The sequence below is a fragment of the Arthrobacter sp. YAF17 genome, assembly GCF_052113365.1.
Lineage (GTDB): Bacteria > Actinomycetota > Actinomycetes > Actinomycetales > Micrococcaceae > Arthrobacter.
This window is the reverse complement of the sequence record NZ_JBFRDB010000001.1, coordinates 257,425-284,423: the sequence shown is the minus strand read 5'-3', so window position 1 is coordinate 284,423 and position 26,999 is coordinate 257,425. Positions and strand designations below refer to the sequence as shown.

Sequence of the window (26,999 nt, the reverse complement as noted above, 5' to 3'; positions counted from 1 at the left end):
GGGTCATTCCCGCTTGCGGGCCACGGCGAAGATCCGGCGGAACGGGAACACGGTTCCGTGCGGTCCGGCCGGGTACGCCAGGGCCAGCTGCGCCGAGTATTCGGCTTCGAAATCGCTGGCGTCCGGGGCGGACAGGGCGGCCAGCACCGGCCTGAGTCCGGTGCCGCGCACCCACTCCAGCACGGGATTGTCGCCGTGGAGCAGCTGGTAGTAAGTGGTTTCCCACACGTCCGCGTCGCAGTCGGCGTCGAGCATGATCTTCAAGTATTCGTCCGGTTCGCCCACGACGTCGTCGTGGCGCAGCACACCGGCGAGCCGGCCCGCCCACCCTGCGGACTCCGCCAGTCCGCGCATCAGTGCGTGCGAGGGTGCGTTGAAGTTGCCGGGGACCTGCAGCGCGAACCAGGCGCCGGGCTTGAGCGCCGCGAGCCAGCGGGCCAGCAGGTCCCGGTGGCCGGGCACCCATTGCAGGGCGGCGTTGGTGACGACGACGTCCGTCCCGGCAGAGGGCATCCAGCCGGCGATATCCGCCAGGCCGAAGGACAGATGGGGCAGCCGGCGGGTGTGCACCRCAGATCGGGCCAGCATGTCCGCGGACGAGTCCAGGCCGGTGACTTCAGCCGCGGGCCAGCGTTCGGCCAGGGTGGCGGTCAGGTTCCCGGGACCGCAGCCGAGGTCGACCACGTGGCGGGGTTCGTCCGCATGGATTCGGGCTGTCAGGTCGAAGTACGGCCGGTCCCGGTAGTCCCCGAACTGCACATACTTGGCGGGATCCCATTTCACGGTGTTTCCTCCAGTTCCCGTTCCTCCAGCCACCGGCAAACGACGCGACCTCCGAAGCCTATCCCCGGCCGGGACGGCGGCCAAGGAGGCGCGCACCCGGGACAGAGCAGGCCACTAAGCTGGGGAGCGATGAAACTTGTTGAACAGCTCCCCGCCCCGGCCGCCCGGGTCCCAGGCCGGACAGGCCTCGACCCGGACGAGCTCTACACCCGCTTCGTCGAGTGGACGGAAACCCGCGGGCTGGCCCTGTACACCGCCCAGGACGAGGCCATCATGGAGCTTGCCTCCGGCGCCAACGTCATCCTGGCAACCCCCACCGGCTCCGGCAAATCCCTCGTTGCCATCGCCGTCCACTTCCAGGCCATGGCCCGCGGACAGCGCAGCTACTACACCGCCCCGATCAAGGCCCTCGTCTCGGAGAAATTCTTCGCCCTGTGCGAGATCTTCGGCGCGGAGAACGTCGGAATGATCACCGGCGACTCAGGTGTCAACCAGGACGCCCCGATCATCTGCTGCACCGCGGAGATCCTGGCCAATATCGCGCTCCGCGAAGGCGCCGCCGCCGAGCTCGGCGCCGTCATCATGGACGAATTCCACTTCTACTCCGACCCGCAGCGCGGCTGGGCCTGGCAGGTGCCGCTCCTGGAGCTCCCCCAGGCACAGTTCCTGCTGATGTCCGCGACGCTCGGCGACGTCAGCCGCTTCGAAGCCGGCATCACCGAGCTGACCGGCCGCCCGACGACGACCGTCAGTTCGGTGGAGCGGCCCATCCCGCTGCACTATTACTACGAGCAGACGCCCGTCCACGAGACACTCGAGGAACTCCTCGCGACCAAGCAGGTTCCCGTGTACGTCGTGCACTTCAGCCAGGTGGAGGCGATCGACCGGGCCCAGAACCTGATGAGCATCAACGTCTGCACCCGCGAGGAGAAGGACAAGATCGCGGAGCTGATCGCCGGGTTCCGCTTCGCCGCCGGTTTCGGTAAGACCTTGAACCGGCTGGTCCGGCACGGCATCGGTGTCCACCACGCCGGCATGCTGCCCAAGTACCGGCGGCTGGTGGAACAGCTCGCCCAGGCCGGGCTGCTCAAGGTCATCTGCGGGACGGACACGCTCGGCGTGGGCATCAACGTCCCCATCCGCACCGTGCTGCTCACCGCGCTGAGCAAGTACGACGGCGTCCGCACCCGGCTTCTGAACTCCCGCGAATTCCACCAGATCGCGGGCCGCGCCGGACGTGCCGGCTACGACACCGCAGGAACCGTTGTGGTGCAGGCCCCGGAGCACGTCACGGAGAACGTCAAGGCGATGGCCAAGGCCACTGCCAAGTTCGGCGACGACCAAAAGAAGCTCCGCCAGGTGGTCAAGAAGAAGCCGCCGGAAGGCTTCGTGTCCTGGGGCGAACCGACCTATACACGCCTCGTGGAGTCCGTGCCGGATCCTCTGACCTCAAGCTTCACCGTGACCCACGCGATGTTGATGAACCTGATGGAACGGCCGGGAGATCCGTTCAAGGCCGCCCGCCGCCTGCTCACGGAGAACCATGAGCCGCGCTCGTCCCAGCTGCAGCTGATGAAGAAGGCCCTCGGGATCTACCGCGAATTGCTGGCCGCCGGCGTCGTGGAACGGATCCCGTCTGAGGAGCAGGGCACGGACGGCCGCACGGTCCGGCTGACGGTCCATCTGCAGGCCAACTTCGCCCTGAACCAGCCGCTGTCCCCCTTCGCTCTGGCGGCGCTGGAACTGCTGGATCCGGAGTCGCCGTCGTACGCCCTGGACGTCGTGTCCGTGATCGAGTCGACGCTGGAGAAGCCTCGGCAGATCCTGTCTGCGCAGCTGAAGAAAGCGCGCGGTGAGGCAGTCGCCGCGATGAAGGCGGACGGCATCGACTACGACCAGCGTATGGCCATGCTGGATGAGGTCACCTACCCGCAACCGCTCGCGGAGCTCCTCGGCGAGGCCTTCGATGTCTACCGCCGGGCCGCCCCGTGGATCGGTGACTTTGAGCTTGCGCCCAAGTCGGTGGTCCGGGACATGTACGAGCGGGCGATGAACTTCGGCGAGTTCGTCCAGTTCTACGGACTGGCCCGGTCCGAGGGCATTGTGCTGCGCTATCTCGCCGACGGCTTCAAGGCCCTGCGGCAGACCGTCCCGCAGGACGCCCTCCGCGAAGACCTGGAAGACCTCATCGCGTGGCTCGGCGAACTGGTCCGCCAGGTCGACTCCAGCCTGCTGGATGAGTGGGAGGAGCTCACCTCCGGCAAGGCGCCGACGCCGCACGATGCTCCCCCGCCCCCGCCGCCGTCGCTAACCTCCAACGTCCGGGCGTTCCGGGTGATGGTGCGCAACGAGATGTTCCGCCGGGTGGAGCTCTTCGCGGACGAGGACGCCACTGCCCTCGCCGAGCTCGACGCCGGTTCCGGCTGGGATGCCGAGCGCTGGGAGGACGTGCTGGATGACTACTTCGACGAACACGACGACATCGGCACCGGCCCCGACGCCCGCGGACCCGGCCTGCTGATGATCACCGAGGAACCCGGGACGTGGAAGGTGCGGCAGATCTTCGAGGACCCGGCCGGGAACCACGACTGGGGCATCTCCGCGGAGGTCGACCTCGCGGCATCCGACGAGACCGGCACCGCCGTCGTGCGTGTCACGGATGTGAACCGGCTCTAAACGGTCCTGCACGTGGGGTGGGCCCAGTCGGGCCCGGTCAACTTGTAAACTCGAACAATGAGTGTAATCCGGCCCGCGACGGCGAATGATGTCCCCGCAATCCTGCAGATGATCCATGACCTGGCCATCTACGAGAAGGAGCCGGACGCCGTCCGGAACACTCCGGAGATGCTGAGCGAGGTCCTCTTCGGCGAGAATCCGCGCGTGTTCGCCGCCATGGCCGAGAACGAGGACGGCGACGTCCGGGGGTTCGCCCTCTGGTTCCTGAACTACTCCACGTGGGAAGGCGTCCACGGTATCTACCTGGAGGACCTCTACGTGCGGCCCGAGGCCCGCGGCGAGGGCCACGGCAAAGCACTCCTGCAGCATCTGGCCGCGACCGCCGTGGACCGCGGCTACGCGCGCGTCGAATGGAGCGTCCTGGACTGGAACGAGCCCTCCATCAATTTCTACAAGAAACTCGGCGCCAACCCGATGGAGGAATGGTCCACGTTCCGCCTTACCGGCGAAGCGCTTGAAGCCTTCGGGGCCAGCAAAGCCGAAGCCCGTGGCTGACCTGTCTGCGTCCCGGACGGCGGCCGATCTGCCCCTGGCCGACCTGCCCCTGGCCGGATCCGGTGCCGCGGGCCTGCTCGAGGCGGCGCGGCCGCCGGTCCCCCACACCATCAAGGCACGGCACGAATACCGCGGGATGCGCACCGCGGAGCATTACTTCGAGGTGCCGCTGGACCATTTCGGCGGCGACGCGCCGGCCGGCGAGACCATCACCGTCTTTGCCCGCGAATACGTCTCCACGGACCACACCGAGGAGGAGGCCGCCCGGCTCCCGTGGCTGCTCTACCTCCAGGGCGGCCCGGGCGGCCGCGGCAACCGCCTCCCCTCCCTTGGCGGCTGGAGCAAAGCCGCCGCCAAGGACTTCCGCATCCTGATGCTGGACCAGCGCGGCACCGGTCTGTCCTCCGCGATCGACCGCAACACCCTGCCGCTGCGCGGGAACGATGCCGACCAGGCGGGCTACCTGGCGCACTTCCGTGCGGATTCGATCGTCGCCGATGCGGAGTCCATCCGGCTGGCACTGGGGTCCGCGCCGTGGTCCATCTACGGCCAGAGCTACGGCGGCTTCTGCGCCCTCAGCTACCTTTCCTTCGCCCCGGAGGGCCTTCGCGAAGCCCTGATCACCGGAGGGCTCGGCCCCCTCACGGGCCCCGCGGACCGGGTCTACCGCGCCACCTTCCAGCGGGTGGCCGCCCGCAACGCCGAGTACTTCGGACGGTATCCCGAGGACCGTGCGGCGGTCACCCGGATCGCCCGGCACCTCCGCGACACGGAGGAATTCCTGCCCGACGGCGGACGCCTCACCGTGGAGCGCTTCCAGATGGTGGGTTCCTTCCTGGGCGGCAACACGCGGGTGGATGCGCTGCACCACCTGCTGGAGGACGCCTTCGTGGGCACGCCCGGCGGCGACCGCCTCTCGGATGCCTTCCTCGAACAGGTCCGCGGGCTCGTGTCCCGGTCGGCCAACCCGCTGTACGCGGTGATGCACGAATCGATCTACGGCCAGGGCGAGTCCACCGACTGGGCGGCCTGGCGGGTCCTGCAGGACTTCCCGGAGTTTTCCCCGGAGGCCCCCGAGCCGCTGCTTACCGGCGAGATGGTCTACCCCTGGTACTTCGAGCAGGATCCCGCGCTCCGGCCCCTGCAGGGGGTTGCCGGGCTGCTCGCGGAAAAGGACGACTGGCCGCCGCTGTACGATCCCGAACGGCTCGCACTCAACACCGTCCCGGTGGCCGCCGCCGTGTACAGCGATGACATCTATGTGGACCGCGACCTCTCGCTGGAGACGGCCGCGGCCGTCCGCGGCCTGCAGGTCTGGGAGTCTGCGGACTTCCACCATGACGGCATCGCGGACGACGGCGAGGGCATCTTCGCCCGGCTGCTCGGCCTGACCCGGTCCGTCCGGGCCTAGGCGGAGTCCGGGGCAGAGCGGCCACCGGCCCTCCGGCCGCTAGGCTGCCATTTGGAGCCGGCGGACCCTGGCCGCCGCGCGCAGGGCGGCCACAAGCACCGCCGCGGCGACTGCGGCGGCCGCCAGGTTGAGACCCTGATAGCCGACACCGCTCATCACCAGTCCGGAGAACCCTGCTCCGACCGCTCCGGCGACCCCCATCATGGTGTCTGAGACGCCCTGGACCAGGACGCGGTCATCCGCGCCGACACTCTCGGCGAGCAGGGTGGAACCGGCGATGGTGGCAGCGGACCAGCCCAGTCCGAGCAGCACCAGCCCCACCGTCACCAGGGCCGGCTCGGTGTCCCCGAAGCCGGCCACCAGGACGGACAGCAGGATCAGCCCGTGTCCCAGCAGGATGACCGGGAGCCGGCCCGTCTTGTCCGTCAGCCAGCCCATGACCGGAGACAGCGCGTACATCCCGGCGATATGCAGCGAGATGGTGAATCCGATCAGGACCAGGACGTCGGTGCTGGCGGCGTGGGCGTGGCCGGAGGGCATGTCGGCCAGCGGACCCTCGGTCAGCAACTGCAGGTGGAGGGGCGTCATGGACATCACGGCCGCCATGCAGCCGTGTGCGGCAATCACTGCGAGGAGGGCGAGCCGGGCCCGCGGGGCGGCCTTGATGGCGCGCATTCCGTGACGGAGGCCGTGCCGCCGTCGGGCCCCGGAAGTGCCTTTGGCAGCGCCGCCGGCCGCGGCTTTGGCGGCTGGGGCTCCGGTTGTTCCGGTTGCGCGGGGTTGCCCGGCGGAGCGGAGGCGTGCGGCGAGCAGCAGCGGATCCGGCCGCAGGCCCACGATCAGCAGCAATGCGGCAAGTGCCAACCCGGCCGATGAGAACACAAAGGGACCGGCTAGAGCCGGCAGGCCGAGGGCTTCCCCGACCAGGGCGCCGGGGCGGATGAGGTTGGGACCGGCGACGGCGCCGACGGTCACGGCCCACACCACGATTGCCAGGGAACGGCCGCGGTGTTCAGGTTCGGCGAGGTCGACGGCGGCGAACCGGGCCTGCAGGTTGGCGGCCGTGCCGAGTCCCAGCAAGGCCGCGGCCAGCAGCAGCACCGGGAAGCTCCCGGTTACCGTGGATACGATCACCAGCAGTGCGCCGGCCATGGCTGCGAGCAGACCCGTGACCAGGGAAGCCCGCCGGCCGCGGCGTCCGGCCAGTCCCGCGAGCGGAAGGGCGGCCGCCGCGGCGCCGAGGGTCATGGTGGTGGTTACGGAGCCCGCCCAGGCGTTGGAGCCGGACAGCTGGACGGCCAGCAGCGATCCGACGGACAGGCTGGCGCCGTTGCCGATTCCACTGAGCAGCTGCGCGGAGCTCAGCACCCAAACGGTACGGCGCTGGACCCGTTGCGGGTCCAGCGCCGTACCGTTCACAGCTGTTGTGTCAAAGATTTTCACGGTCCGAGCATAGCCGAACCGGAATACCTACTCTGCGTCGCTCAGGCTCTTGCGGGCGTCCTCTTCGAGCCGGGCGTCTAGCTTCGTCTGCGTGGCCTTGGAGCTGATCAGGCTGGCGATCACGGCGACGATGATGGTGCCGATGATCACTCCGAGGGAAACATACGTGGGGATCTCGGGGGCCCATTCGATGTGCTGGCCGCCGTTGATGAAGGGCAGCTCGTTGACGTGCATGGCATGCAGGACCAGCTTCACGCCGATGAACGCGAGGATCACCGAGAGCGCGTGCTTGAGGTAGATCAGGCGTGTCATCAGGCCGCCAAGCAGGAAGTACAGCTGCCGCAGGCCCATCAGCGCGAAGATGTTTGCGGTGAAGACGATGAACGCGCTCTGCGTCAGGCCGAAGATGGCCGGGATGGAGTCCACGGCGAAGAGCAGGTCCGTCAGGCCGATGGTCACGAAGACGATCAGCATGGGCGTGAAGACCTTCTTGCCGTCCACCACGGTGCGGAGCTTGCCGCCGTCGTACTTATCCGACATCGGCAGGACCCTGCGGATCCGGGCGATGAGCGGGTTTTCCTTGTCTTCCTCCTCGTGGCCGTCGTCCTGGGCCTGCTTCCACGCGGTCCACAGCAGGAAGGCACCGAAGATGTAGAAGACCCAGCTGAACTGTTCGATCACAATGGCACCGAGCAGGATGAAGATGCCGCGGAGGATCAGCGCGATGATGATGCCGACCATCAGCACTTCCTGCTGGTACTTACGGGGTACCGAGAAGCGGGCCATGATGATGATGAAGACAAAGAGGTTGTCGATGCTGAGGCTGTATTCCGTCACCCAGCCGGCAAGGAACTGCCCGCCGTACTCGGGGCCCGTGAAGGCGAACATGGCACCGGCGAAGACAAGCGCGAGGGCAATGTAAAACGACACCCACAGGCCGGCCTCCTTCATGGAGGGTTCGTGCGGGCGCTTGAGGACCAGCAGCAGGTCGATGGCCAGGATGATGCCGAGGACGACAAAGGAGCCAACCTCAAACCAGACGGGAAGTTCGGGCACGAAGATACCTTTCGCAGGGTGTGACAGTGCGGTGTAAGTCTCTCCGACTGGCCTGCGTGTCCGGTACCGCGTACCTGGTACTGCCTGGCTGCCCGCTACGCCCGGCAGGGCATCTGTGCCGTGCGTGTTGACGATCGTAGCGCTTGGGATACTCCCCTACGTCCGCCCAACATTACCCTAGGCGTGCCCCGCGGACTGCATTTGACGCAGCTCCTTTTTGAGCTCGCCCACCTCGTCACGGAGCCGTGCGGCGAGTTCAAACTGCAGTTCACCGGCGGCGGCATGCATCTGTTCGGTGAGCTGTTCGATCAGGCCCACCAGGTCCTCGGCCGGCGCGGCCGCCAGGCCGTCCGCCCGGACCTTCGCCGCGCCCTTGCCCTTGCCGCGGGCCTTGCCGGCAGCGGCCAGCAGTTCGCGGGTGTCCGCGTCCTCCTTGTTGATCTGGTCCGTGATGTCGGCAATCTTCTTCCGCAGCGGCTGCGGGTCGATGCCCTTTTCCGTGTTGTAGGCGACCTGGATCGCACGGCGCCGGTTCGTTTCGTCGATCGCGTGCGCCATCGAGTCGGTGATTTTGTCCGCATACATGTGCACCTCGCCGGAGACATTGCGGGCGGCACGGCCGATGGTCTGGATCAGCGAGGTGGAAGAGCGCAGGAAGCCTTCCTTGTCGGCGTCCAGGATGCTCACGAGCGATACTTCGGGCAGGTCGAGGCCTTCACGGAGCAGGTTGATGCCGACCAGCACGTCGAAGACGCCCATCCGGAGTTCACGGAGCAGCTCGACGCGGCGGAGGGTATCGACGTCGGAGTGCAGGTATTCGACCTTCACCCCGTGCCCCAGCAGGTAATCGGTGAGGTCCTCGGCCATCCGCTTGGTCAGCGTGGTGACCAGGACACGCTCGTTCTTCCCGGTGCGGATCCGGATCTCGCCCAGCAGGTCATCGATCTGCCCCTTGGTGGGCTTCACAATCACCTCAGGGTCGATCAGGCCGGTGGGCCGGATGATCTGCTGGACAAAGCCGTCCGCCTTGCCGAGCTCGTACTTGCCGGGGGTCGCGGACAGGTACACGGCCTGGCCCACGCGGTCCTGGAACTCGTCCCACTTAAGCGGGCGGTTGTCCATCGCCGAGGGCAGCCGGAAGCCGTGGTCCACGAGGTTCCGCTTGCGGGACATGTCGCCCTCGTACATGGCGCCGATCTGCGGCACGGTGACGTGTGATTCGTCGATGACCAGCAGGAAGTCGTCGGGGAAGTAGTCGATGAGGCAGTGCGGGGCGGTTCCGCGGGCGCGCCCGTCGATGTGTGAGGAGTAGTTCTCGATGCCGTTGCAGAACCCCATCTGCTGCATCATTTCGAGGTCGTACGTGGTGCGCATCCGCAGCCGCTGCGCCTCCACCAGCTTGTTCTGGCTCTCCAGGACCTGGAGCCGCTCGGCGAGCTCATCCTCGATCCTCTTGATGGCCCGGCCCATACGCTCCGGACCGGCCACATAGTGGGAAGCCGGGAAGACGTACATCTCGGTTTCGTCCCGGATCACCTCGCCGGTCAGCGGGTGCAGCGTGTAGATGTTCTCGATCTCGTCGCCGAAGAACTCGACCCGGATCGCCAGCTCCTCGTACATCGGGATGATTTCGACCGTGTCCCCGCGAACCCGGAACGTGCCGCGGTGGAAATCCATGTCGTTGCGGGCGTACTGCATGGAAACGAACTTCCGGAGCAGGTCGTCGCGGTTCATCTCCGCCCCCTTGCGGAGCGTCACCATGCCGGCGATGTACTCTTCCGGGGTGCCGAGCCCGTAGATGCAGGACACCGTGGCCACAACGATCACGTCGCGGCGGGTCAGGAGCGCGTTCGTGGCCGAGTGCCGGAGCCGCTCGACTTCCTCGTTGACGGAGGAGTCCTTCTCGATGAAGGTGTCCGTCTGCGCGACGTAAGCCTCGGGCTGGTAGTAGTCGTAGTAGGAGACGAAGTACTCCACGGCGTTGTTCGGGAGCAGTTCGCGGAATTCGTTGGCCAGCTGCGCCGCGAGGGTCTTGTTCTGCACCATCACCAGCGTGGGCCGCTGCACCTGCTCGATCAGCCACGCCGTCGTCGCGCTTTTGCCGGTACCCGTGGCACCAAGCAGCACCACGTCCTTTTCGCCGTTCTTGATGCGTTCGGTCAGTTCGGCGATCGCTGCCGGCTGGTCACCCGCCGGCTTGAACTCGCTGATGACCTCGAAGGGCGCCACGACACGGTTGATCTGCTGCGCAAGACTCATGTACCTAATCTACCGCCGGGCTGCGACAGGATGTCCTGATTCAGCTTTGGGCGGTACCGGAGCCGGTACGGTCCGCGCCGGGCTGCGTCTCCGGCCGGGTCCCGGGCTCGGGGGCGGCGTACGACGGCGGCCGCCACCCCGTGCGCCGCGCCCACTCGTCCATCCGCGGCGCGGCGTAGTCCGTGAACCAGCCTTCCTTGTCAGCGGCGTAGCCTGCAGTGGATTTGTCCACGCCGTGCATCTTGGCGACGCGGCGCTTCTCGGCCAGGTAGTCGGCCCGGGCGGCCGCGTCGTCGCGAAGCCAGTCCCGGAAGCAGAGCGCAAACCGCCAGCCCGGGGACCCGACGGCGCGGACGTGGAGGTTGACGGCCCGCCCGGGGTCCGCGTTGCCGTGCATCCGCTTCCACCAGTCAGCCGGGTCCGGGTGCGAGGGCTTGGGGTTGTCGGTGAAGACCCCCGGCCAGCTGGGGAAACCGGCTTCGGCCAGCAGCGGGGCAATCCGCTCCGCTGCAGCCGCGTCCTCCACGCCGAGCTGGAGGTCGAGCACGTCCTTCGCGGCGAGTCCGGGGACGGCAGTGGACCCGACATGGTCGAGGGCCAGGACATCCTCGCCGGCGGCCGCCCGCAGGCGCGCGATGAGCCGGCCGGCCTGCGCCGGCCAGTCCCGGTTGGCGGGTGCCAGCACGGGCCCGCCCGCGCGCGGTGCAAGGCGGTGCTTGGACAGGTTCTCCGCAAACGGTCCCAGCCGGAACTTCCAGAGCCGGTCGACCGCGTCCCGAAGTTCGTCCTTGGAACCCGAGTTGTCCAGGACCACGTCGGCCGCTGCCAGCCGGACGTCACGCGGGGCCTGGGCCGCCATCCGGGCCCTGGCCTCGTCAATGGTCAGGTGCCGGTGCTGCACCATGCGCTGCACACGGACGTCGTCCGGGGCGTCGACCACCACCACCAGATGGAAACTCGCGCCCTGGCCGGTCTCGACCAGCAGCGGGATGTCCTGGACCACCACCGCGCCTTTCGGGGCGCCGGCGGCCAGCGCGGCAGCGCGCTCCCGGACGAGGGGGTGGATGATGCCGTTGAGTACCGCGAGCCGTTCGGGGTTGCCGAAGACGAGGGCGCCAAGCTTCGGCCGGTCCAGGCTGCCGTCGGGAGTCAGGATGGCCCGGCTGAAGGCCCCGACCACCCGCGCGAGTCCCGGTGTTCCGGGTTCCACCACCTCGCGGGCCAGGGCATCGGCGTCGATCACCACCGCGCCGAGTTCGCGCAGGCGCGAGGCAGCCACTGACTTCCCTGAGGCGATGCCGCCCGTCAACCCGATTTTCAGCACCCCACCAGACTAAACTGATCCGGTGCCTGAAGACGTGGTTTCCCCGGAGAGCAGGGCCACCGTTTACACCACCCTGGCCGCGGGTCCGGAGTTCCGCCACGAGATCGAGGTGAAACGCTCGCGCTTCATCACTGTGCTGCACCGCACCGGGGATGAGGAGAGCGCCCGGTCGGTCCTCGCCGGGCTGCGCAAGGAATTCCACGATGCCCGGCACCACTGCTCCGCGTTCGTGCTCGGTCCGGACCGCGACGTCCAGCGGTCCAACGACGACGGCGAGCCGTCCGGCACCGCAGGCATCCCGATGCTCGACGCGTTGCTGAAGCGCGAGACTGCGCCCGGCGTGGCGGACCTCAGCGACGTGACCGCCGTCGTCGTCCGCTACTTCGGCGGAGTCCTGCTGGGCGCCGGCGGACTGGTCCGGGCCTACTCCGAATCTGTGACCGCGGCCCTGGATCGGGCGCCGCTGGCGCAACGGCGCCGGCTGCGGATCTGCACAGTGACGGTCCCCCATGCGACGGCCGGCCGGTTGGAGAATGACCTGCGCGCCGCGGGCTACGTCATGGCCGAAACCAGCTACGAGGCGCAGACTACTGTTCTGAGGCTTGCCCTGCCGGACGACCCGGCGGGACTGGCCATGGCTGGTGACCGGCTCGCCGCGCTGTCAGCCGGCACCGCCGCCTTGCTGCCTGGAGAAACGGAGTGGATCGATGTCCCCCTCAGCTGAGCCCTCCCCCGCCCCGGTCCGGCTCGTCGACGTCTCCGAAGCGGTCCTTGAGCAGCTCCTGACCGTCGCGATCCAGGACGCCGACGCCGACGAGGTAACGCCTCCGCTGGGCAGCGCCGCCGGCTGGAATTCGGAACGAATCAGCTGGTTCCGCGAATACCACCACGCCGCCGCGGGACTCGACGGGCCGGCGCAGCAGAAAAGCTGGGCGATCAGCTGCGACGGGAAACTGGCCGGCTCCATCCGGCTCAAGCGGACCGGCGAAGGCACGCTGGAAACCGGAATCTGGCTGGGCCGGAGCTTCCGGGGCAAGGGAATCGCCCGGGAGGCCCTTAGCCTCGTGATCGACCGGGCCGCGGCGTCCGGTGCCGCGGTGCTCGAAGCCGACACAACGGCAGGAAACACGGCGGCCCTGGTCCTGCTGCGCTCCGCCGGCGCCAGGCTCGACGAGGGCCAAGCCGCCGGTGATGCCGCGGTTCCGGTCAAGGCCAGGATCCCGCTGCGCTGAGCGCGGCCCGGGACCGGCGGGGCATGTCCCCTGCCCGGGCCCAGGACTGGACAGGATGCCACTATGTCCGGTGGTCGCGGCTTCGAATGGGCATGTCCCGTGGGGCGGGTACCCACCAGTGGGCATGTCCCCTGCCGCCCCGGTTCAGGTGGGCCGGGAAGACCCTGGGAAGACAGGGCATGCGCCACGTCCGGGCCCAGGAGTGGACAGGATGCCACTATCTCCAGTGGCCGACCCCAGGAATGAGCATGTCACGTGGCGCGGGTACACACCTCTGGACATGTCCCGTGGTGCGGGTGCCCACCAGTGGGCATGTCCTCCTCCTCGGTTCAGGTGGCCCGGGAAGATCCCGGGAAAACAGGGCAGGCACTCCGCCCGGGCCCGGGACTGGACATTGTGCCGCTATGTCCGGTGGTCGCGGCCAGGAATGGGCATGTCCCGTGGGGCGGGTACCCACCAATGGGCATGTCCCCCTGGAATAGACGCCCGCCGGACATGTCCTTAAACGAAAAGTGGCCGCCCCCGGGGGGACGGCCACTTTTACGGTGTTACTTCAAGCTGGCAACTGCCAAGCCCCGGGGAGCGTGCTCCCCGGGAACGTTGGGCAATTAGTTGCCGGTCAGCTTCTCGCGCAGAGCRGCAAGAGCCTCGTCCGAAGCAAGCGTGCCTGCACCGGTCTCGGTTGCGGCCGGCTCGGAGGAGTAGCTGGTGGTRCCGGAGTCGCTSTCRCCGGACGTTGCWGCTGCAGCGTCGTCGGCAGCGTGCTGGGCAACCTGCTTCTTGTGGGCTTCCCAGCGGGTCTGGGCGTCAGCGTACTGCTGCTCCCAGGCGGCGCGCTGCGTCTCGTAGCCTTCAAGCCACTCGTTGGACTCCGGGTCGAAGCCCTCCGGGTACTTGTAGTTGCCCTCTTCGTCGTACTCTGCGGCCATGCCGTAGAGAGCCGGATCGAATTCGGTGGACTCGGCGTCGACGCCCTCGTTGGCCTGCTTGAGGGACAGCGAGATGCGGCGGCGTTCGAGGTCGATGTCGATGACCTTGACGAACAGCTCGTCACCAACGGAGACAACCTGCTCGGCCAGCTCAACGTGGCGCACGGCGAGCTCGGAGATGTGGACCAGGCCTTCGATGCCGTCTTCAACGCGAACGAACGCGCCGAACGGAACCAGCTTGGTGACCTTACCCGGAACAACCTGCCCGAGGGCGTGGGTGCGGGCGAAGGTCTGCCACGGATCTTCCTGCGTAGCCTTGAGCGACAGGGAAACACGCTCGCGGTCCAGGTCGACCTCGAGAACCTCGACGGTGACTTCCTGGCCAACTTCGACAACCTCGGACGGGTGGTCGATGTGCTTCCAGGACAGCTCGGAAACGTGAACCAGGCCGTCTACGCCGCCCAGGTCCACGAAGGCACCGAAGTTGACGATGGAGGAAACGACGCCGGGACGGACCTGGCCCTTTTCCAGCTTGTTGAGGAACGTGGAGCGGACCTCGGACTGGGTCTGCTCGAGCCATGCACGGCGGGACAGAACAACGTTGTTGCGGTTCTTGTCCAGCTCGATGATCTTGGCTTCGATCTGCTGACCGATGTACGGAGCCAGGTCGCGCACACGGCGCATCTCGACGAGGGATGCGGGCAGGAAGCCGCGCAGACCGATGTCGAGGATAAGACCACCCTTGACAACCTCGATGACGGTACCGGTAACGACACCGTCTTCTTCCTTGACCTTCTCGATGTCGCCCCAGGCACGCTCGTACTGAGCACGCTTCTTGGAGAGGATCAGGCGGCCTTCTTTGTCTTCCTTGGTGAGCACCAGGGCTTCGACGAGATCGCCAACGGAGACGACGTCTCCGGGATCAACATCGTGCTTGATGGACAGCTCGCGGGAGGGAATGACACCTTCGGTCTTGTAACCGATGTCGAGCAGAACTTCGTCGCGGTCGACCTTGACGACGGTACCTTCGACGAGGTCTCCGTCGTTGAAGTACTTGATGGTGGCGTCGACTGCTGCGAGGAAGTCCTCAGCGGTACCGATGTCGTTAATCGCGACTACGGGGGTACCGGGCTTCTCGGTGGAGGTGATGGTCATGTAGTAGGGGCTCCGTTGTGGATAGTTAGTCGGTCAGGCAAACCGCTGCGCCCGCGTCGGCGACACGGGCACAGAACACGGCAAAACGCCGGGTCATCCTGATTTTGTGGATTGTAGATGCGCGCACGTAGTGCACGCCCATTTAGTCTAGTCGCTTTGGTGAAYGGGGGTCAAAGCGCAACGGGACGATGCAACAGGCCGGCGGGGACCCGGCTAGAAGTGCGTCAGGCAGTGCGGTGCGCGTTCGACGGCGAACATGAGGCGCGCTGTCAGCGCCGCCCCGGTAGCGTGCTCGGTGATGCGCCCGGCGGCCGTTAAGGTCACCGGGCAGACGGCGCCGAGGTAGATGGAACCGAGGTCCGCCACATCCAGAGTCAGCTCCGGCGTAGCCTCCGGGGCCGGGGTCACGACCGCTTCTCCCCCGGCAATGTCCAGGGCAAAGGTCCCGGCGGCGAACCCGAGACTGTCGGTGACCGCGAGGACCAGGGACCCGTCGGCCGAGTAGCGCCGGGCGCCCAGTGCTTTCGGCACGTCCAGAACGCGCAGCCAGAGCATGTCCCGGGCGTCCGAGGCGTCCACGCAGCGCGGATCCGTGAGGGCCCACCGCAGCGGGTCGTCAACGGGGGCTTCGTCCCATGTCACGCGCTCGACGAGGTCGATGGCCCCCAGGTATTGCCACAGTTCGAGGTAGGCGGCCCGGGTGGCCGCCACCAGGTCAACGACCTCCATGGTGTACGGGGTGCTGGACCAACCGCCGAACTTGTAGGAGACATAACCGTCCACGTCGCCGTCAGGGCCGTAGTGCAGCGCGACCTTGACCTTGGGGTCTTCACCGTCCTCGCGGCTGATGGAGCCTGAGGCGAACTGCCGATAGAAGTCGTGCCGGCCGATGGACCCCGGCGTCTGGCGGTGCAAGCGCTCGAAGATCACCGGGGCCAGCTCCAGGAGCACCTTGGGATCAGCTACCTCGACGCTGCCCACCGGGGTGTGGTTCACAACGAAACGCGCGCTGGTGTCAACCTTGATCGACTGTTCCGACGTCGCGACGCCGAAACCGAACCGGCCGTAGATCGAGGCTTCCGAGGCCGTGAGGGCGGCCATCGCCAGGCCTTCCTGCTGAGCCAAACCCAGTTCCTCGGCCATCATGCGGCGCAACAGCCCGCGGCGGCGGTGCGAGGTCCGCAYGGTGACCGCTGTCACGAGGCGGGTGTCCACGAATCGTCCGAAACCGACGTTGAGTGTCTTGGTCATGGTGCCGAAGGTCGCCACCGGAACGTCGGTACCGAGTGCGTGGTCGGCGACGGGGCCGGTCTGGTAGGCGCCGGTCATCACGCGCCCGTCCGCGCGCTGCATCTCAAGGCCCCGGTCGACGCGTTCATCGCTGCGCCGGGCATCGTGGAAGCCGAAGGCCACCGCCCGCATCCAGGCCACCGACTGCGCGTAGCCCGGCTCCTCCTTGGCCGCCGGTGTGAAACGCCTGAATTCGTAGTGCTGTGCCACGTGCATATCCCCCTGGAAATTCCTGCAACTTTGAAAGAACTGAAAAGTGGAACCGGGCCAGGCTCTCCGGGCCTGCCGGGTGGCGGGCTTAGTGCCCGGCCTCGTACCAGCTGGAGCCGATGCCGATCTGGACGTCGAGCGGCACGGTCAGCTTCGCTGCTGCGCCCATCTGCTCCGTTACAAGCCTCTCCACGGCCTCACGCTCACCGTGTGCCACTTCGAGGACCAGTTCATCATGGACCTGCAGCAGCATGCGCGATTTCAGGCCCTGCTCGTCCAGCGCGCCGGAAACACCCAGCATGGCGCGCTTGATGATGTCCGCGGCGGAGCCCTGGATGGGCGAGTTCAGTGCGATGCGCTCCGCGTTCTCGCGCAACTGGCGGTCGGTGCTGGTGAGGTCCGGCAGGTAGCGCCGGCGCCCTTCGATGGTGGCGGTGTAACCGTCGATCCTGGCCTGGTCCACCACGCCGCGGAGGTAGTCGCGGACGGCGCCGAAGCGGTCGAAGTAGTCCTTCATCAGGGTCCGCGCCTCATCGACGGAGATCTCGAGCTGCTTGGACAGGCCGAACGAGGTCAGGCCGTAGGCAAGGCCATAGGACATGGCTTTGACCTTGGAGCGCATCGCACTGGTGACCTCGTCGGTGGGCACATGGAAGATGTTGGACCCCACGAACCGGTGCAGGTCCTCGCCGTCCCTGTAGGCCTGGATCAGCCCCGGATCGCCGGAAAGATGCGCCATGATGCGCATCTCGATCTGCGAGTAGTCCGCGGACAGCAGGCAGTCATAGCCTTCGCTGACCACAAAGATGCCGCGGACGCGCCGGCCTTCCTCGCTGCGGATGGGGATGTTCTGCAGGTTCGGGTTATTGGAGGAGATCCGGCCCGTGGCTGCGACGTTCTGCGCGTACGTGGTGTGGATCCGGCCGTCGTCGGTGACCGACTTTTTGAGCGATTCCAGCATCTGCCGCAGCTTCGAGGACTCGCGGTGCGCCATGAGCTGGACCAGGAATTCGTGGCCGGTCTTCTCCAGCAGGTTCTTCAGCGACGCGGCGTCGGTGGTGTAGCCGGATTTGATTTTCTTGGTCTTCGGCAGCCCCAGCTCCTCGAAGAGCACGGTCTGCAGCTGCTTGGGTGACCCGAGGTTCACCTCGTGGCCGATCGCCGCGAAGGCGAGCTCCTGGGCGTTGTCGATCACCTTGGCGAGATCCGCCAGCTGCTCGTCCATGCGCGCCATGTCGATAGCGATTCCCGCGAGTTCCATGTCGGCGAGGACGCGGCTGACCGGCAGTTCAAGTGTCGTCAGCAGGTCCTGGGCTTTGCGTTCGGCCAGTTCCGTCTCGAAGTACCGGCTGAGGGCCTTGACGACGGCGCCCACGTGGACCAGCGCGCCGGCAGCGGCGGCGTCGTCCTCGCCGTCGAACGCCAACTCAAGCTGGCCGGCCTTGGCGGCTTCCGTCGAGACGCTGATGTTGAGGTGGTGCTGGGCCAGTTCGGCGAGCTCATAGCTGCGGCGGTCGGGCTGGATGAGGTATCCGGAGATCGAGGTGTCGTCCACCACGCCTTCCAGGCCAAGGCCCCGGCTGGAGAGCGCTTTGAGGGCAGCCTTGTAACCATGCATGACTTTGGCCGCGGCGGGGTCTTTGAGCCAACCTGCCAGGACGTTTTCGGCGGCGGCGTCCTGGCTGGCGAGGTCGATGTAGGCGGCCCCGTTGTCATGGACGATGGCTAGGGCGGCGGCATCCTCACCAATCCGGCCGGGCACGACGTCGACGGCGACAGCCGCAAGCTTGCCGGCCCCTGATTCGAAGAACGCGCCCAGTTCGGAAGCGTCCGAGGGGATCACGTAGTCCGGGGTGTCGAGGCTTTCGCGTTCCGCTTCAGGAACCTCACTGCCGTAAAGGGCAAAGAGGCGCGTGCGGATGGTCTTGAATTCGAGGGTGTCGAACAGCTCCTCGAGGGCGGCCTGGTCAGGCCGCGGCTCCGCGAGCTCGTCCAGGGTCACCGGGAGGTCGAGGTCCGTGTGGAGCCGGTTCAGCCGGCGGTTGCGCTTGACCTCGTCCACGTTTTCGCGGAGGGAGTCGCCCACCTTTCCGCCGATCGCGTCAAGGTTCTCCAGGACACCCTCCAGCCCGCCGTACAGGTTGATCCACTTGGCGGCCGTTTTGGGGCCGACGCCGGGAACACCGGGGAGGTTGTCCGCGGACTCCCCCACCAGGGCGGCGAGGTCCGAGTACTGGGCGGGGCTGACGAAGTATTTTTCCTGGATGGCCGTCGCATCCATCCGGGGAATGTCGCTGACGCCCTTCCTGGGGTACAGCACAAAGACGTTGTCCGTGATCAGCTGGAAGGCGTCCCGGTCGCCGGAGACGAGCAGCACCTCGAAGCCTGCTTTTTCGCCCATAGCGGCGAGGGTGGCCAGGATGTCATCGGCCTCATAGCCGGGCATCTTTATGGTTTTGATGCCCCAGGCGCCCATGACTTTGTCGATGAGATCAATCTGGCCGCTCATCTCGCGGGGGGTTTCGTTGCGTCCGCCCTTGTAGTCGCTGTACTCGGCCTTGCGGTGGGTGGTGTCGTCCGAGACGTCAAAGGCCACGGCGACGTGCGTGGGCTTCTGCTCCTTGATCAGGTTGATGAGCATGGACGTGAAGCCGTGGATCGCGTTGGTGTGCTGCCCCGTGGCGGTGGAGAACTTGTCCGCGGGCAGGGCGAAGAACGCCCGGAATGCCATGGAGTGCCCGTCCAGGACGAGGAGGCGGGGCTGGTCCGTGATCGGAATTACGGGCGCCTCAGTGGCGGATACAGGCTCGGCGGCCCGGCTGGACTTCCGGGCGGGCTTGGYCGCAGCCACGGCTGTGGTCTCAGTTGCCGGGAGTAGGCCTACGGCGGTGTCTGCTGAAAGGGGGGCCGCAGAATTGAGGGCAGCAGCATCGAGGGCAGGGGCCGGTTTGGTAGTTTCGCTCACAGGTGCCAGCCTAGTTCCCATGACGGACAATTTCACGCCGGGCCCTTACGCGGCCGAGCTCGCGGCTGCCGGGGTTCCCGAGGAAATGCATGAATGGCTGGGTCAATACGGCGTGGGCGCCCTGGTGGTGAAGATGGGGATCCATTTCCTGGAGATGAGTCCCGAGCGGACAGTTGGCACCATGCCGGTGGAAGGCAACACCCAGGTGGCCGGGATCCTGCACGGCGGCGCCCACGTGGTCCTGGCCGAGACCCTGGGTTCCTTCGCCGCCGGAATGCACGCCGGGCCGCGGCGGCAGGCCCTGGGGATCGACGTCAGCGCCACGCATCACCGGGCCATCACCTCGGGCACTGTGACCGGGACGTGCACGGCAATCCACCTCGGCCGGACCCTCACCACGCACGAGATCGTTATGACGGACGAGCTGGGCCGCCGGCTGTCCACAGCGCGCATCACCAATCTGATCCGCGACATCGGCGCTTAGGCAGGACACACAGGCCCGACCCACCCGCAGGCGCCGGAGCGCCCAAGGCACTAGGCCGGGCTGCCCCCGAGGCGGTAGCGCAGCTCCACGATGCCCCGGCCCATGGCGTGCGAGGAGAGCAACTCCAGCGGCGGCGTCGGGCCCGACATCGGCAGTACCGCCTTGCCGCTGCCCAGCACCACCGGAATGATCGAGATAATGATCTCGTCGAGCGCTCCGGCGTCGGCGAACTGGGCAGCAAGGACCCCGCCGCCGACGATCCAGACGTTCTTGTCTCCCGCGTCGGCCTTGAGGTCCTCGACGAATTCGGCCACCGGCCCGCGGACGAATGTCACGTCCGCGCCTTTGGGGGCTGAGTGCTCGTGGTGGGTAAACACCCAGCACGGCGTGGCGGGATACGGCCAGTTGTCCGGTTCGTGTTTCTGCAGCCACGCATAGGTGTCGCCGCCCATGACGATGCAGCCGACCTCCGCCATGAAGCCGTCGTAGCTTTCCTTGCCACCGGCGAAACCGTCGAACTGGAGCAACCAGTCCAGATTGTCGTCGCCGGTGGCGATGAATCCGTCCAGCGAGGACGCCACAAAATACTGAAAACCAGGCATGGCCCCAGCCTAGCCACTTCCTGCCGGGGTGCCCATCCTGCGGAAAACCGCAGCGCAGGCAGACGCCGTTCCGGCTATTTGCTGAAGTAGGGAATGATCAGGTAGAGCCCGAACAGCACGGCCAGGGCGCACAGGCCGAAGCACACGTAAGCGAGCGGCCGCACCCAGGTCGGCTTCCTTTCGCTCACGTCACCGGCGATGGCAGTGAGACGGACCCCGAGGGAGTACAGGACCACGACGGTCACCGCCGCGACGAGCGTTGCGCCCGCCACCTGGATAAGTTCCAGCCACTTCATTACAGTCCGCCCTTCGGCTCGTCCTTGGCCCTGCTGACAGACACGGCTTTCTTCTTTTTGCGGAACCGCACAGCCTGGCCGGCTTCCTCGACCGCGACAGCGTTGTGGTGCCCCACCTGGGATTTCTTGGAGCGGAAGAACATGTAGAGCACCGCACCCGTGCCGGCCACCGCGGCGATAACGACGCCGACGACGCCGGTCAGGACCAGCATTGCCGTGAGCGCCCCCACGATGCCGGCGGCGGGAAGGGTGAAGAGCCAGCCGAGCGCGATCCTTCCGGCGGTTCCCCAGCGGACGGTGGCGCCGCGGCGTCCCATGCCCGAACCGATGACCGAGCCGGAGGCCACCTGGGTGGTGGAAAGGGCGAACCCCAGGTGTGAGGAGGCGAGGATGGCCGAGGCCGTGCTGCTTTCTGCTGAGAAGCCCTGGGCGGGCTTGACTTCGGTGAGGCCGGATCCCATGGTGCGGATGATCCGCCAGCCACCGGAGTAGGTGCCGATCGCGATGGCGAAGGCACAGGAGGTGATGACCCAGAGCTGCGGACCGGTGCCGGGCTCTTGGGTGCCCGCGGAAATCAGCACCAGCGTGATGATGCCCATGGTCTTCTGAGCATCGTTGGTGCCGTGAGCGAGGGCCACGAGGCTGGATGTGAAGATCTGGCCGGTGCGGAAGCCGCCGCGCTTTTGCGTGAGCTTGCTGCCAGACTCCGGGTCGTGGCGGGAGGTCAGTGCGTAGGCCAGCTTCGTGCACAGGTACGCCACGGCGCCGGCGATGATCGGCGCGAAAATCGCGGGGAGGATCACCTTCTGCATCAGGCTCTCGAAGTTGATCGAGTGGATACCGATGCCGGCGATGGCAGCGCCGATCAGGCCCCCGAAGAGCGCGTGCGAGGAACTCGACGGGAGGCCCTTGAGCCAGGTGATCATGTTCCAGAGGATGGCGCCCATCAGTCCGGCGAAGATGATATCCGGGGTGATCTGGACCCCGTCCGATCCTTCTTTGATGATGCCGCCGGACACAGTCTTTGCCACTTCCGTGGACAGGAAAGCCCCCACCAGGTTCAGCACCGCCGCGAGGGCGACGGCCGTTTTGGGTTTGATGGCACCGGTTGCGATGGGCGTGGCCATCGCGTTGGCGGTGTCATGGAATCCGTTGGTGAAGTCAAAAAAAAGCGCCAGGACTATTACCAGCGCCACCATGATGGTGATTTCCACCTGTTGCCCAATCTGCAGAGTCGACGGTCAGAGGTTTCATTCCCCGCTGCCGGCATAGTTCATCCGGGATCTACCGGGAGGAAGTGCGGCGTTCAGCAAAGTTGCCTGACCCGTTAAAGCGTACGGGGCATTGGCATCAGGGCAAAACAAGCGCCGGAGAAGGCCGTGAGCAGCCCTTCGTCAGCCGTGGTGCAGATCGGGCGTCTTCCCAGCGTCGATCATGCTGGCGATCTTCTCCTCCAGCGCGGCCAGGGTGGCGTCCGGCAGCACAATCAGTCCGTCCAGTTCGCGCCGCGCGCGCTTGTACGCCGTTTGCCGTTCCGCCGGGGTGGCGGCGGCATCCGAAGCGATCCGCAGCAGCTTCCGGGCCGTGGCGAGGCGCTCCCGTTCCGGTCCGGTGAAGTTGCTGTCCTTGATCCGCCTGGCTTCCCGCTCGGCGACGTCGAACGCCAGTTCGTAGCTGGTGACGGCCTCGCGGTACTCCGCCAGCCGCGCCGCCGTCGTGATGTCCCCGGGGGCTTCCGGCCGCAGGCCGTCGGCCAGCCGCTTCGCCCGGAGGAAACCCACGGTCAGGGGTTCACGGACATCGGTCATGACCGGAAAGTCGATGAGTTTTCCCACGTCAAGCTCGTAGTCGAGCCACCGCCGGTTGACGGCGTCGTGGCTGTCCATGAGCTGCCTGACTTGGGCCTGGCTGGCCTGCTCCACCTTCGCGGCCTGGTTGCGGAGCTTGTAGAGCTCCACCCTGCGGCGATGCCGGCGTTCGCTGGCCCTGGACCAGGAGCGCGCCCAGCCGCCGAACAGCCCGCTCAACGGGAAGATGAGCCACCAGAAGTGGCCGACGAAATCGAAGAAGGGCTCCACTGCATCATCCTCCCACCCGCCCCGGACAGGCTCAAGAGCCGGTCAGCGGGAGAACCCCCTCGAGTGAGGAGGCTCGCCCGGTGACCGCCGGCCGTCAGTCCTCGTGCTTTACCTTGTGCACCCGCGTGACCAGGGTCGGGCACGGCACGTTGAGCAGGACGGCGTGGGCCGTGGAGCCGAGCACCATCCGCGAGAAGCCACCGCGTCCCCGGCTGCCGATCACCAGGAGCCGGGCCTCTTTGGCGGCGCCGATCAGTGCCTTGGCGGGTTCGGTGTCGGTCTCCAGCTGTTGGTGGACCACGAGGTCCGGGTACTTGTCGCCCAGCCCGGCGACGGATTCCGCCAGGACAATCCGGTCCTCCTCGAGGATCGATTCGGCCAGGCCGCTCTTCGGCAACTGGTTTTCAACCCAGCGCGCCGGCCTGCGGAAGGCGAGGACCACGGCTAACTGGTCGCCTCCCTTGTCCGCTTCCGCGGCGGCGAACTCGACCGCCTGCAGCGACTCCTCGGAGCCGTCCACACCCACCACGACGCCGGCGGCCCCGGCTCCGCGCGTCAACGGGACTACGGCCGCGGGGGTTACCGAGGCGGAGACGATCTGCAGGGCACGATCCGTCAGCGGACCGCCGTCCATCCAGTGCTTGTCATGTTCGCCGACGACCACCATGGACGCTTCTTTGGACACCTCCCGGAGGACGGAGCCGCCGCTGCCGTGACGAAGTTGGATGTCCACCTTCACGCCTGGTGCCTGATCGCCGGCACTGGCTTGAGCCTTCTGGAGCAGGTCCATGCCCGCTTGCCTGATGATCTCGTGGTACTGGAAATCCGGAGAAATCCAGCGGTCGTCCACTGCGTGGATGATGGTGACCGGAAGCTTGTCCCGGGCTGCCCGCTCCAGGGCCCAGGTCAGCGCGGCTTCGCTTCCGGCTGATCCGTTGATACCGACGACGATTGGCTTGTTCATTCTGAATCCTGCTCTTTTCCTGGCGCGGACAATTCTGCATCGCATGATGGGGACGGCAGGACCGCAGGCCGCCGTCGCTTCAGTGTGTGCCGGACACTGACCCCGGGTTAGGGCCATAAGCCCCTCACTCCCCCTGGGTGCCGCGCGTACCGTCGACCCATGGAGCAGGGCCCGTTGACTGAGCGGAGGCCAGCCCACGCAGGAGGACTGTTCCTCCTGGCCGGAGCACTCAGCGGCCTCCTCGCCGCCGCCCTCGGCGTGGCCGGGGGCCTGCTGGAAGGGGCGCTGACCGGGCCATGGCCGGACGCCGCGGACCCCGGCTACGCGGACTATCTGGTGGCGAACCGCGCCCCGATCCTTGCCCAGAGCCTGCTCTTCGTCTTCAGTTCCGCAGCGCTGCTCTGGTTCCTCGGCTACGTCCGGGCCAGGCTGGTCCGCGCCGAGCCGGCGCCGGGCACGTTGTCTGGCATCGCCTTCGCCGCGGGGGTATTGGCGGTGGGGCTGAACATCCTGGGCCAGGCCGCCCAGATCACCCTGACGCTGCCCTCCCAGACGCGGATCCCTCCGAACGTCGCCGCCGCAGTGGCAGATCTGTGCCTCGTGACACTGAACCTCGCCAACCTGCCCGCTGGCGTGATGTTCCTTGCCATCGCGCTGCTGTCCTTGCGGCTGCTGGCCTTTCCCCGCTGGCTGGGCTGGATTGCCGCGGTGGCGGCCGCGGCCGCCTTCCTGTCCACGCTGTCGCTGGTCCCGGCGGACGGCCCGCTGTCCCCGACCGGCGTCGCGACTACCGCGCTGCGGCTGGTGCCGCTTTTCTGGTACGTCCCGGCCGCCGTCGTTATGCTGCGGCGGCCGGGCCGATTGCCGCGGACGGCCGGTTAGAGTCCGGTGGGCCCAGTCTCGAACTCCGGTTCCCGCGGGGGTCCTTAATGGCCCACCGGGGCGCAGCGCGGCCGCAGGCATCCGCTTCGATCACCTCGCCCCGGTGGGAGGCGAGGCCCACCAGCATCACCCCATCCGCGGCATGCCGTTCGCGCAGCGGCTGCCTCACGTTGACGAGTCCGTCTTGGGCCATGTCCGTGTGGTGGTCCCGGATGTTTCAGGACCGGCTGTCGCCGCGGACCATGATCCGGTATTTATGCTCGGCGTTCTGCACCGCACCAAAGGCCGCCTCGTCATGGTCACCGGGACCGGACACCCGGTTCCTGACCTCGGTCAGGAGGGCGATAACGCCAGCTTCACAGGACTGTGGCACCAGCCGGGTGCTCCAGCCGTACTGGTGCAAATCCTCGTCGTGGGGCAGGAAGCACTCCCACGCGCGCATGGCCGCGGGCACCGGCACCAGGCCCCGCCGTGGCCGCCGCGCGGGCCATGCCCCGGCACCGGTAAGATTTTCCGGCAGGCTCTTTGGCTCGCGCACACCCGGCGAATTCCAGCGGCAAGGACTGATCATGAAGAAGAAATCCCCGCGGACAGCCGCCAAGGGCACGGCTTCCAAGGGCACGGCTTCCAACGGCACCGCTGCCAAGGGCGCGGCGGCGGACAACACCGGCCAGGCCCCGGTGCCCTGGAGTGACCGGCCGTGGACCGGCTCCTACGGGCCAGGCGTGCCGGCGCACCTCGTGCTCCCCGAGGGTTCGCTCGTGGACCTCATGGACGCGTCCGTCCGCCGCTACGGGTCGAAGCCCGCCCTGGAGTTCTTCGGCGCCCGCACCAGCTACCGCGAGCTCGGTACCCTGATCAGCCGCGCGGCCGCCGGCCTGAAGAAACTGGGAGTCAAGGCCGGCGACAGGGTCGCCCTCGTCATGCCGAACTGCCCGCAGCACATCATTGCCTTCCATGCCGTGCTGCGCCTCGGCGCCGTCGTCGTCGAGCACAATCCCCTCTACACGGAACGGGAACTCCGCCACCAGTTCGAAGACCACGGGGCCGGCGTCGCGATCGTCTGGGACAAGGCGGTGGAGCGGGTCCGGCAGCTGCCGGCCGACGTCGGGCTCGGCACTGTCGTCTCAGTGGAACTGATCCCCGCGATGCCGCTGCTGCAGCGGCTGGCCCTGCGGCTGCCGGTCCCCGCGGCCCGTAAGGCCCGCGCTGCCCTCTCCGCCGGCAAAGAAGAGCGGCGTGCCCGGCCGGCTCCCGCCATGCGGCCCGTGCTGCTGTGGCGCGGGCTCCTCGACGCCGGGGAACTCAAGAAGAAGCATCCGCGCCCGTCGGCCGGGGACCTCGCCGTCCTGCAGTACACGTCAGGCACCACCGGCCCACCCAAGGCCGCCATGCTTACCCACGCCAATCTGCAGGCCAACGCCGCGCAGGGCCGGGCCTGGGTGCCCGGGCTCAAGGACGGCCGGGAAACCGTGTACGCGGTGCTGCCGATGTTCCACGCCTACGGCCTAACCCTCTGCATGACGTTCGCGTTGAGCATCGGCGCGAAGCTGGTCCTGTTCCCCAAATTCGACGTCGACCTCGTGCTGAAGGCACTCAAGAAGTCGCCCGCGACCTTCCTGCCGGCCGTTCCGCCGATCTACGACCGGATCGCCGCCGCCGCGGYGGAACGCGGGATCGGGCTGGAGAGCATCCGCTTCTCGATCTCCGGGGCCATGAACCTGCCGGCGGCGACAGTGGAGACCTGGGAGAAGGCCACCGGCGGCTTCCTGATCGAGGGCTACGGGCTGACCGAAACCTCCCCGATCGCGATCGGCAACCCGTTCGGCCCCAGCCGCAAGCCGGGCACCGTCGGAGTTCCGTTCCCGCTGACCGACATCCGGGTGGTGGATCCGAGGAACACCGCCCTGGACCGCGCCCCGGGCGAGGAAGGGGAACTCCTGATCCGGGGCCCGCAGGTGTTCGCCGGCTACTGGAACCGGCCGGAGGAAACAGAAGATGCCCTGCTCGACGGCGGCTGGTTCCGGACCGGTGACATCGTCTCGGTGGATGACGACTACTTCATCACGATCCGGGACCGGATCAAGGAATTGATCATCACGGGAGGCTTCAACGTCTCGCCCAGTGAGGTGGAGGACGTCATCGCTACCTTCCCGGGCGTTTCGGAGGTCTCCGTGATCGGGTTGCCGCGCCCGGGCGGCGGCGAGGACGTCGTCGCCGCCGTCGTGCCGATCCCGGGCACCACCATCGACCCGGACGCGCTCCTGGCCTTCGCCCGGAAACATCTGACCGCCTACAAGGTGCCGCGCCGGGTGGTGGTGCTCGATTCCCTGCCCCGGTCGCTGATCGGCAAGGTCCTCCGCCGCGAGATCCGGGACACGCTGGTGGCAGGGCGCTGAACCGCT

At 67.3% G+C, this 26,999-nt stretch carries 22 protein-coding genes; 8 read left to right on the top strand and 14 right to left on the bottom strand.

The window, feature by feature from the left end:
- Positions 1-3: 3 nt before the first annotated feature.
- Complete coding sequence (locus AB4Y67_RS01380) at positions 4-783, bottom strand: trans-aconitate 2-methyltransferase (protein WP_441404028.1); 780 nt, start codon at positions 781-783, stop codon at positions 4-6.
- Positions 784-912: 129 nt separating this feature from the next.
- On the opposite strand from AB4Y67_RS01380, the gene AB4Y67_RS01375 reads away from it, so the two are divergent.
- The 3 genes from AB4Y67_RS01375 (at position 913) to AB4Y67_RS01365 (ending at position 5,425) form a co-directional block, all read left to right on the top strand.
- Complete coding sequence (locus AB4Y67_RS01375; protein ID WP_441404027.1) at positions 913-3,459, top strand: DEAD/DEAH box helicase; 2,547 nt, start codon at positions 913-915, stop codon at positions 3,457-3,459.
- A gap of 57 nt (positions 3,460-3,516) precedes the next feature.
- A complete protein-coding gene (locus AB4Y67_RS01370) occupies positions 3,517-4,014 on the top strand; it encodes a GNAT family N-acetyltransferase (RefSeq protein WP_441404026.1) in 498 nt (165 codons plus the stop codon).
- A 136-nt stretch (positions 4,015-4,150) separates the two neighbouring features.
- The gene (locus AB4Y67_RS01365; protein WP_441404315.1) at positions 4,151-5,425 is read left to right on the top strand and encodes an alpha/beta fold hydrolase; all 1,275 of its coding nucleotides are present in this window, start codon (positions 4,151-4,153) and stop codon (positions 5,423-5,425) included.
- 39 nt (positions 5,426-5,464) lie between these two features.
- Here the strand turns inward: AB4Y67_RS01365 and AB4Y67_RS01360 are convergent, their stop codons facing one another.
- The 4 genes from AB4Y67_RS01360 to coaE form a co-directional block, all read right to left on the bottom strand.
- Positions 5,465-6,868: an MFS transporter gene (locus tag AB4Y67_RS01360; RefSeq protein WP_441404025.1), complete on the bottom strand. Its 1,404-nt coding sequence runs from the start codon at positions 6,866-6,868 to the stop codon at positions 5,465-5,467.
- 27 nt (positions 6,869-6,895) lie between these two features.
- Positions 6,896-7,924, bottom strand: coding sequence for a TerC family protein (locus tag AB4Y67_RS01355; protein WP_441404024.1), 1,029 nt, complete (start codon positions 7,922-7,924; stop codon positions 6,896-6,898).
- A gap of 177 nt (positions 7,925-8,101) precedes the next feature.
- Positions 8,102-10,183 (bottom strand): excinuclease ABC subunit UvrB, encoded by a 2,082-nt coding sequence (gene uvrB / locus AB4Y67_RS01350; protein ID WP_441404023.1) that lies wholly within the window; start codon positions 10,181-10,183, stop codon positions 8,102-8,104.
- A 40-nt stretch (positions 10,184-10,223) separates the two neighbouring features.
- On the bottom strand, positions 10,224-11,507 hold the full coding sequence (gene coaE, locus AB4Y67_RS01345) for a dephospho-CoA kinase (protein WP_441404022.1): 1,284 nt from the start codon (positions 11,505-11,507) through the stop codon (positions 10,224-10,226).
- A gap of 22 nt (positions 11,508-11,529) precedes the next feature.
- Here coaE and AB4Y67_RS01340 point away from each other — a divergent pair, with 22 nt between their 5' ends.
- Positions 11,530-12,231 (top strand): IMPACT family protein, encoded by a 702-nt coding sequence (locus AB4Y67_RS01340; RefSeq protein ID WP_441404021.1) that lies wholly within the window; start codon positions 11,530-11,532, stop codon positions 12,229-12,231.
- Positions 12,215-12,739, top strand: coding sequence for a GNAT family N-acetyltransferase (locus AB4Y67_RS01335; protein WP_441404020.1), 525 nt, complete (start codon positions 12,215-12,217; stop codon positions 12,737-12,739). The genes AB4Y67_RS01340 and AB4Y67_RS01335 overlap by 17 nt, the downstream gene beginning before the upstream one ends.
- Before the next feature lie 608 nt (positions 12,740-13,347).
- On the opposite strand, the gene rpsA is transcribed toward AB4Y67_RS01335, so the two are convergent.
- From rpsA to polA, 3 genes are all read right to left on the bottom strand, one after another.
- On the bottom strand, positions 13,348-14,823 hold the full coding sequence (gene rpsA / locus AB4Y67_RS01330) for a 30S ribosomal protein S1 (RefSeq protein WP_441404019.1): 1,476 nt from the start codon (positions 14,821-14,823) through the stop codon (positions 13,348-13,350).
- 213 nt (positions 14,824-15,036) lie between these two features.
- Positions 15,037-16,329 carry a GNAT family N-acetyltransferase gene (locus tag AB4Y67_RS01325; RefSeq protein ID WP_441404018.1) on the bottom strand — a complete coding sequence of 431 codons (1,293 nt, stop codon included), beginning with the start codon at positions 16,327-16,329 and terminating at the stop codon, positions 15,037-15,039.
- An 82-nt stretch (positions 16,330-16,411) separates the two neighbouring features.
- Positions 16,412-19,174: a DNA polymerase I gene (gene polA / locus AB4Y67_RS01320; RefSeq protein ID WP_441404017.1), complete on the bottom strand. Its 2,763-nt coding sequence runs from the start codon at positions 19,172-19,174 to the stop codon at positions 16,412-16,414.
- A 133-nt stretch (positions 19,175-19,307) separates the two neighbouring features.
- Here polA and AB4Y67_RS01315 point away from each other — a divergent pair, with 133 nt between their 5' ends.
- Positions 19,308-19,772, top strand: a complete 465-nt coding sequence (locus AB4Y67_RS01315) for a hotdog fold thioesterase (RefSeq protein ID WP_441404016.1) — start codon at positions 19,308-19,310, stop codon at positions 19,770-19,772.
- A gap of 50 nt (positions 19,773-19,822) precedes the next feature.
- On the opposite strand, the gene AB4Y67_RS01310 is transcribed toward AB4Y67_RS01315, so the two are convergent.
- The 5 genes from AB4Y67_RS01310 to AB4Y67_RS01290 form a co-directional block, all read right to left on the bottom strand.
- A complete protein-coding gene (locus tag AB4Y67_RS01310; protein ID WP_441404015.1) occupies positions 19,823-20,374 on the bottom strand; it encodes a dihydrofolate reductase family protein in 552 nt (183 codons plus the stop codon).
- A gap of 74 nt (positions 20,375-20,448) precedes the next feature.
- Positions 20,449-20,670, bottom strand: a complete 222-nt coding sequence (locus tag AB4Y67_RS01305) for a hypothetical protein (RefSeq protein ID WP_441404014.1) — start codon at positions 20,668-20,670, stop codon at positions 20,449-20,451.
- Entirely contained in the window at positions 20,670-21,884 is a 1,215-nt protein-coding gene (locus tag AB4Y67_RS01300; protein WP_441404013.1) for an anion permease, read from the bottom strand. Before AB4Y67_RS01300 ends, AB4Y67_RS01305 begins: the two co-directional genes overlap by 1 nt.
- 180 nt (positions 21,885-22,064) lie before the next feature.
- Positions 22,065-22,748 (bottom strand): hypothetical protein, encoded by a 684-nt coding sequence (locus AB4Y67_RS01295; RefSeq protein WP_441404012.1) that lies wholly within the window; start codon positions 22,746-22,748, stop codon positions 22,065-22,067.
- A gap of 94 nt (positions 22,749-22,842) precedes the next feature.
- On the bottom strand, positions 22,843-23,712 hold the full coding sequence (locus AB4Y67_RS01290; RefSeq protein WP_441404011.1) for a universal stress protein: 870 nt from the start codon (positions 23,710-23,712) through the stop codon (positions 22,843-22,845).
- 159 nt (positions 23,713-23,871) lie between these two features.
- On the opposite strand from AB4Y67_RS01290, the gene AB4Y67_RS01285 reads away from it, so the two are divergent.
- Entirely contained in the window at positions 23,872-24,594 is a 723-nt protein-coding gene (locus AB4Y67_RS01285; protein ID WP_441404010.1) for a hypothetical protein, read from the top strand.
- 217 nt (positions 24,595-24,811) lie between these two features.
- Here the strand turns inward: AB4Y67_RS01285 and AB4Y67_RS01280 are convergent, their stop codons facing one another.
- Positions 24,812-25,195: a hypothetical protein gene (locus tag AB4Y67_RS01280; RefSeq protein WP_441404009.1), complete on the bottom strand. Its 384-nt coding sequence runs from the start codon at positions 25,193-25,195 to the stop codon at positions 24,812-24,814.
- On the opposite strand from AB4Y67_RS01280, the gene AB4Y67_RS01275 reads away from it, so the two are divergent.
- Positions 25,164-26,993 (top strand): long-chain-fatty-acid--CoA ligase, encoded by a 1,830-nt coding sequence (locus tag AB4Y67_RS01275; protein WP_441404008.1) that lies wholly within the window; start codon positions 25,164-25,166, stop codon positions 26,991-26,993. The genes AB4Y67_RS01280 and AB4Y67_RS01275 overlap by 32 nt on opposite strands.
- Positions 26,994-26,999: the final 6 nt, after the last annotated feature.

Excerpts from the sequence above, each read along its gene's own strand:
- AB4Y67_RS01375 (WP_441404027.1), top strand. The coding sequence starts at position 913 with ATGAAACTTGTTGAACAGCTCCCCGCCCCGGCCGCCCGGGTCCCAGGC.
- AB4Y67_RS01370 (WP_441404026.1), top strand. The coding sequence starts at position 3,517 with ATGAGTGTAATCCGGCCCGCGACGGCGAATGATGTCCCCGCAATCCTG.
- AB4Y67_RS01365 (WP_441404315.1), top strand. The coding sequence starts at position 4,151 with ATGCGCACCGCGGAGCATTACTTCGAGGTGCCGCTGGACCATTTCGGC.
- uvrB (WP_441404023.1), bottom strand. The coding sequence starts at position 10,183 with ATGAGTCTTGCGCAGCAGATCAACCGTGTCGTGGCGCCCTTCGAGGTC.
- AB4Y67_RS01335 (WP_441404020.1), top strand. The coding sequence starts at position 12,215 with ATGTCCCCCTCAGCTGAGCCCTCCCCCGCCCCGGTCCGGCTCGTCGAC.
- AB4Y67_RS01315 (WP_441404016.1), top strand. The coding sequence starts at position 19,308 with ATGACGGACAATTTCACGCCGGGCCCTTACGCGGCCGAGCTCGCGGCT.
- AB4Y67_RS01310 (WP_441404015.1), bottom strand. The coding sequence starts at position 20,374 with ATGCCTGGTTTTCAGTATTTTGTGGCGTCCTCGCTGGACGGATTCATC.
- AB4Y67_RS01305 (WP_441404014.1), bottom strand. The coding sequence starts at position 20,670 with ATGAAGTGGCTGGAACTTATCCAGGTGGCGGGCGCAACGCTCGTCGCG.
- AB4Y67_RS01290 (WP_441404011.1), bottom strand. The coding sequence starts at position 23,712 with ATGAACAAGCCAATCGTCGTCGGTATCAACGGATCAGCCGGAAGCGAA.
- AB4Y67_RS01285 (WP_441404010.1), top strand. The coding sequence starts at position 23,872 with ATGGAGCAGGGCCCGTTGACTGAGCGGAGGCCAGCCCACGCAGGAGGA.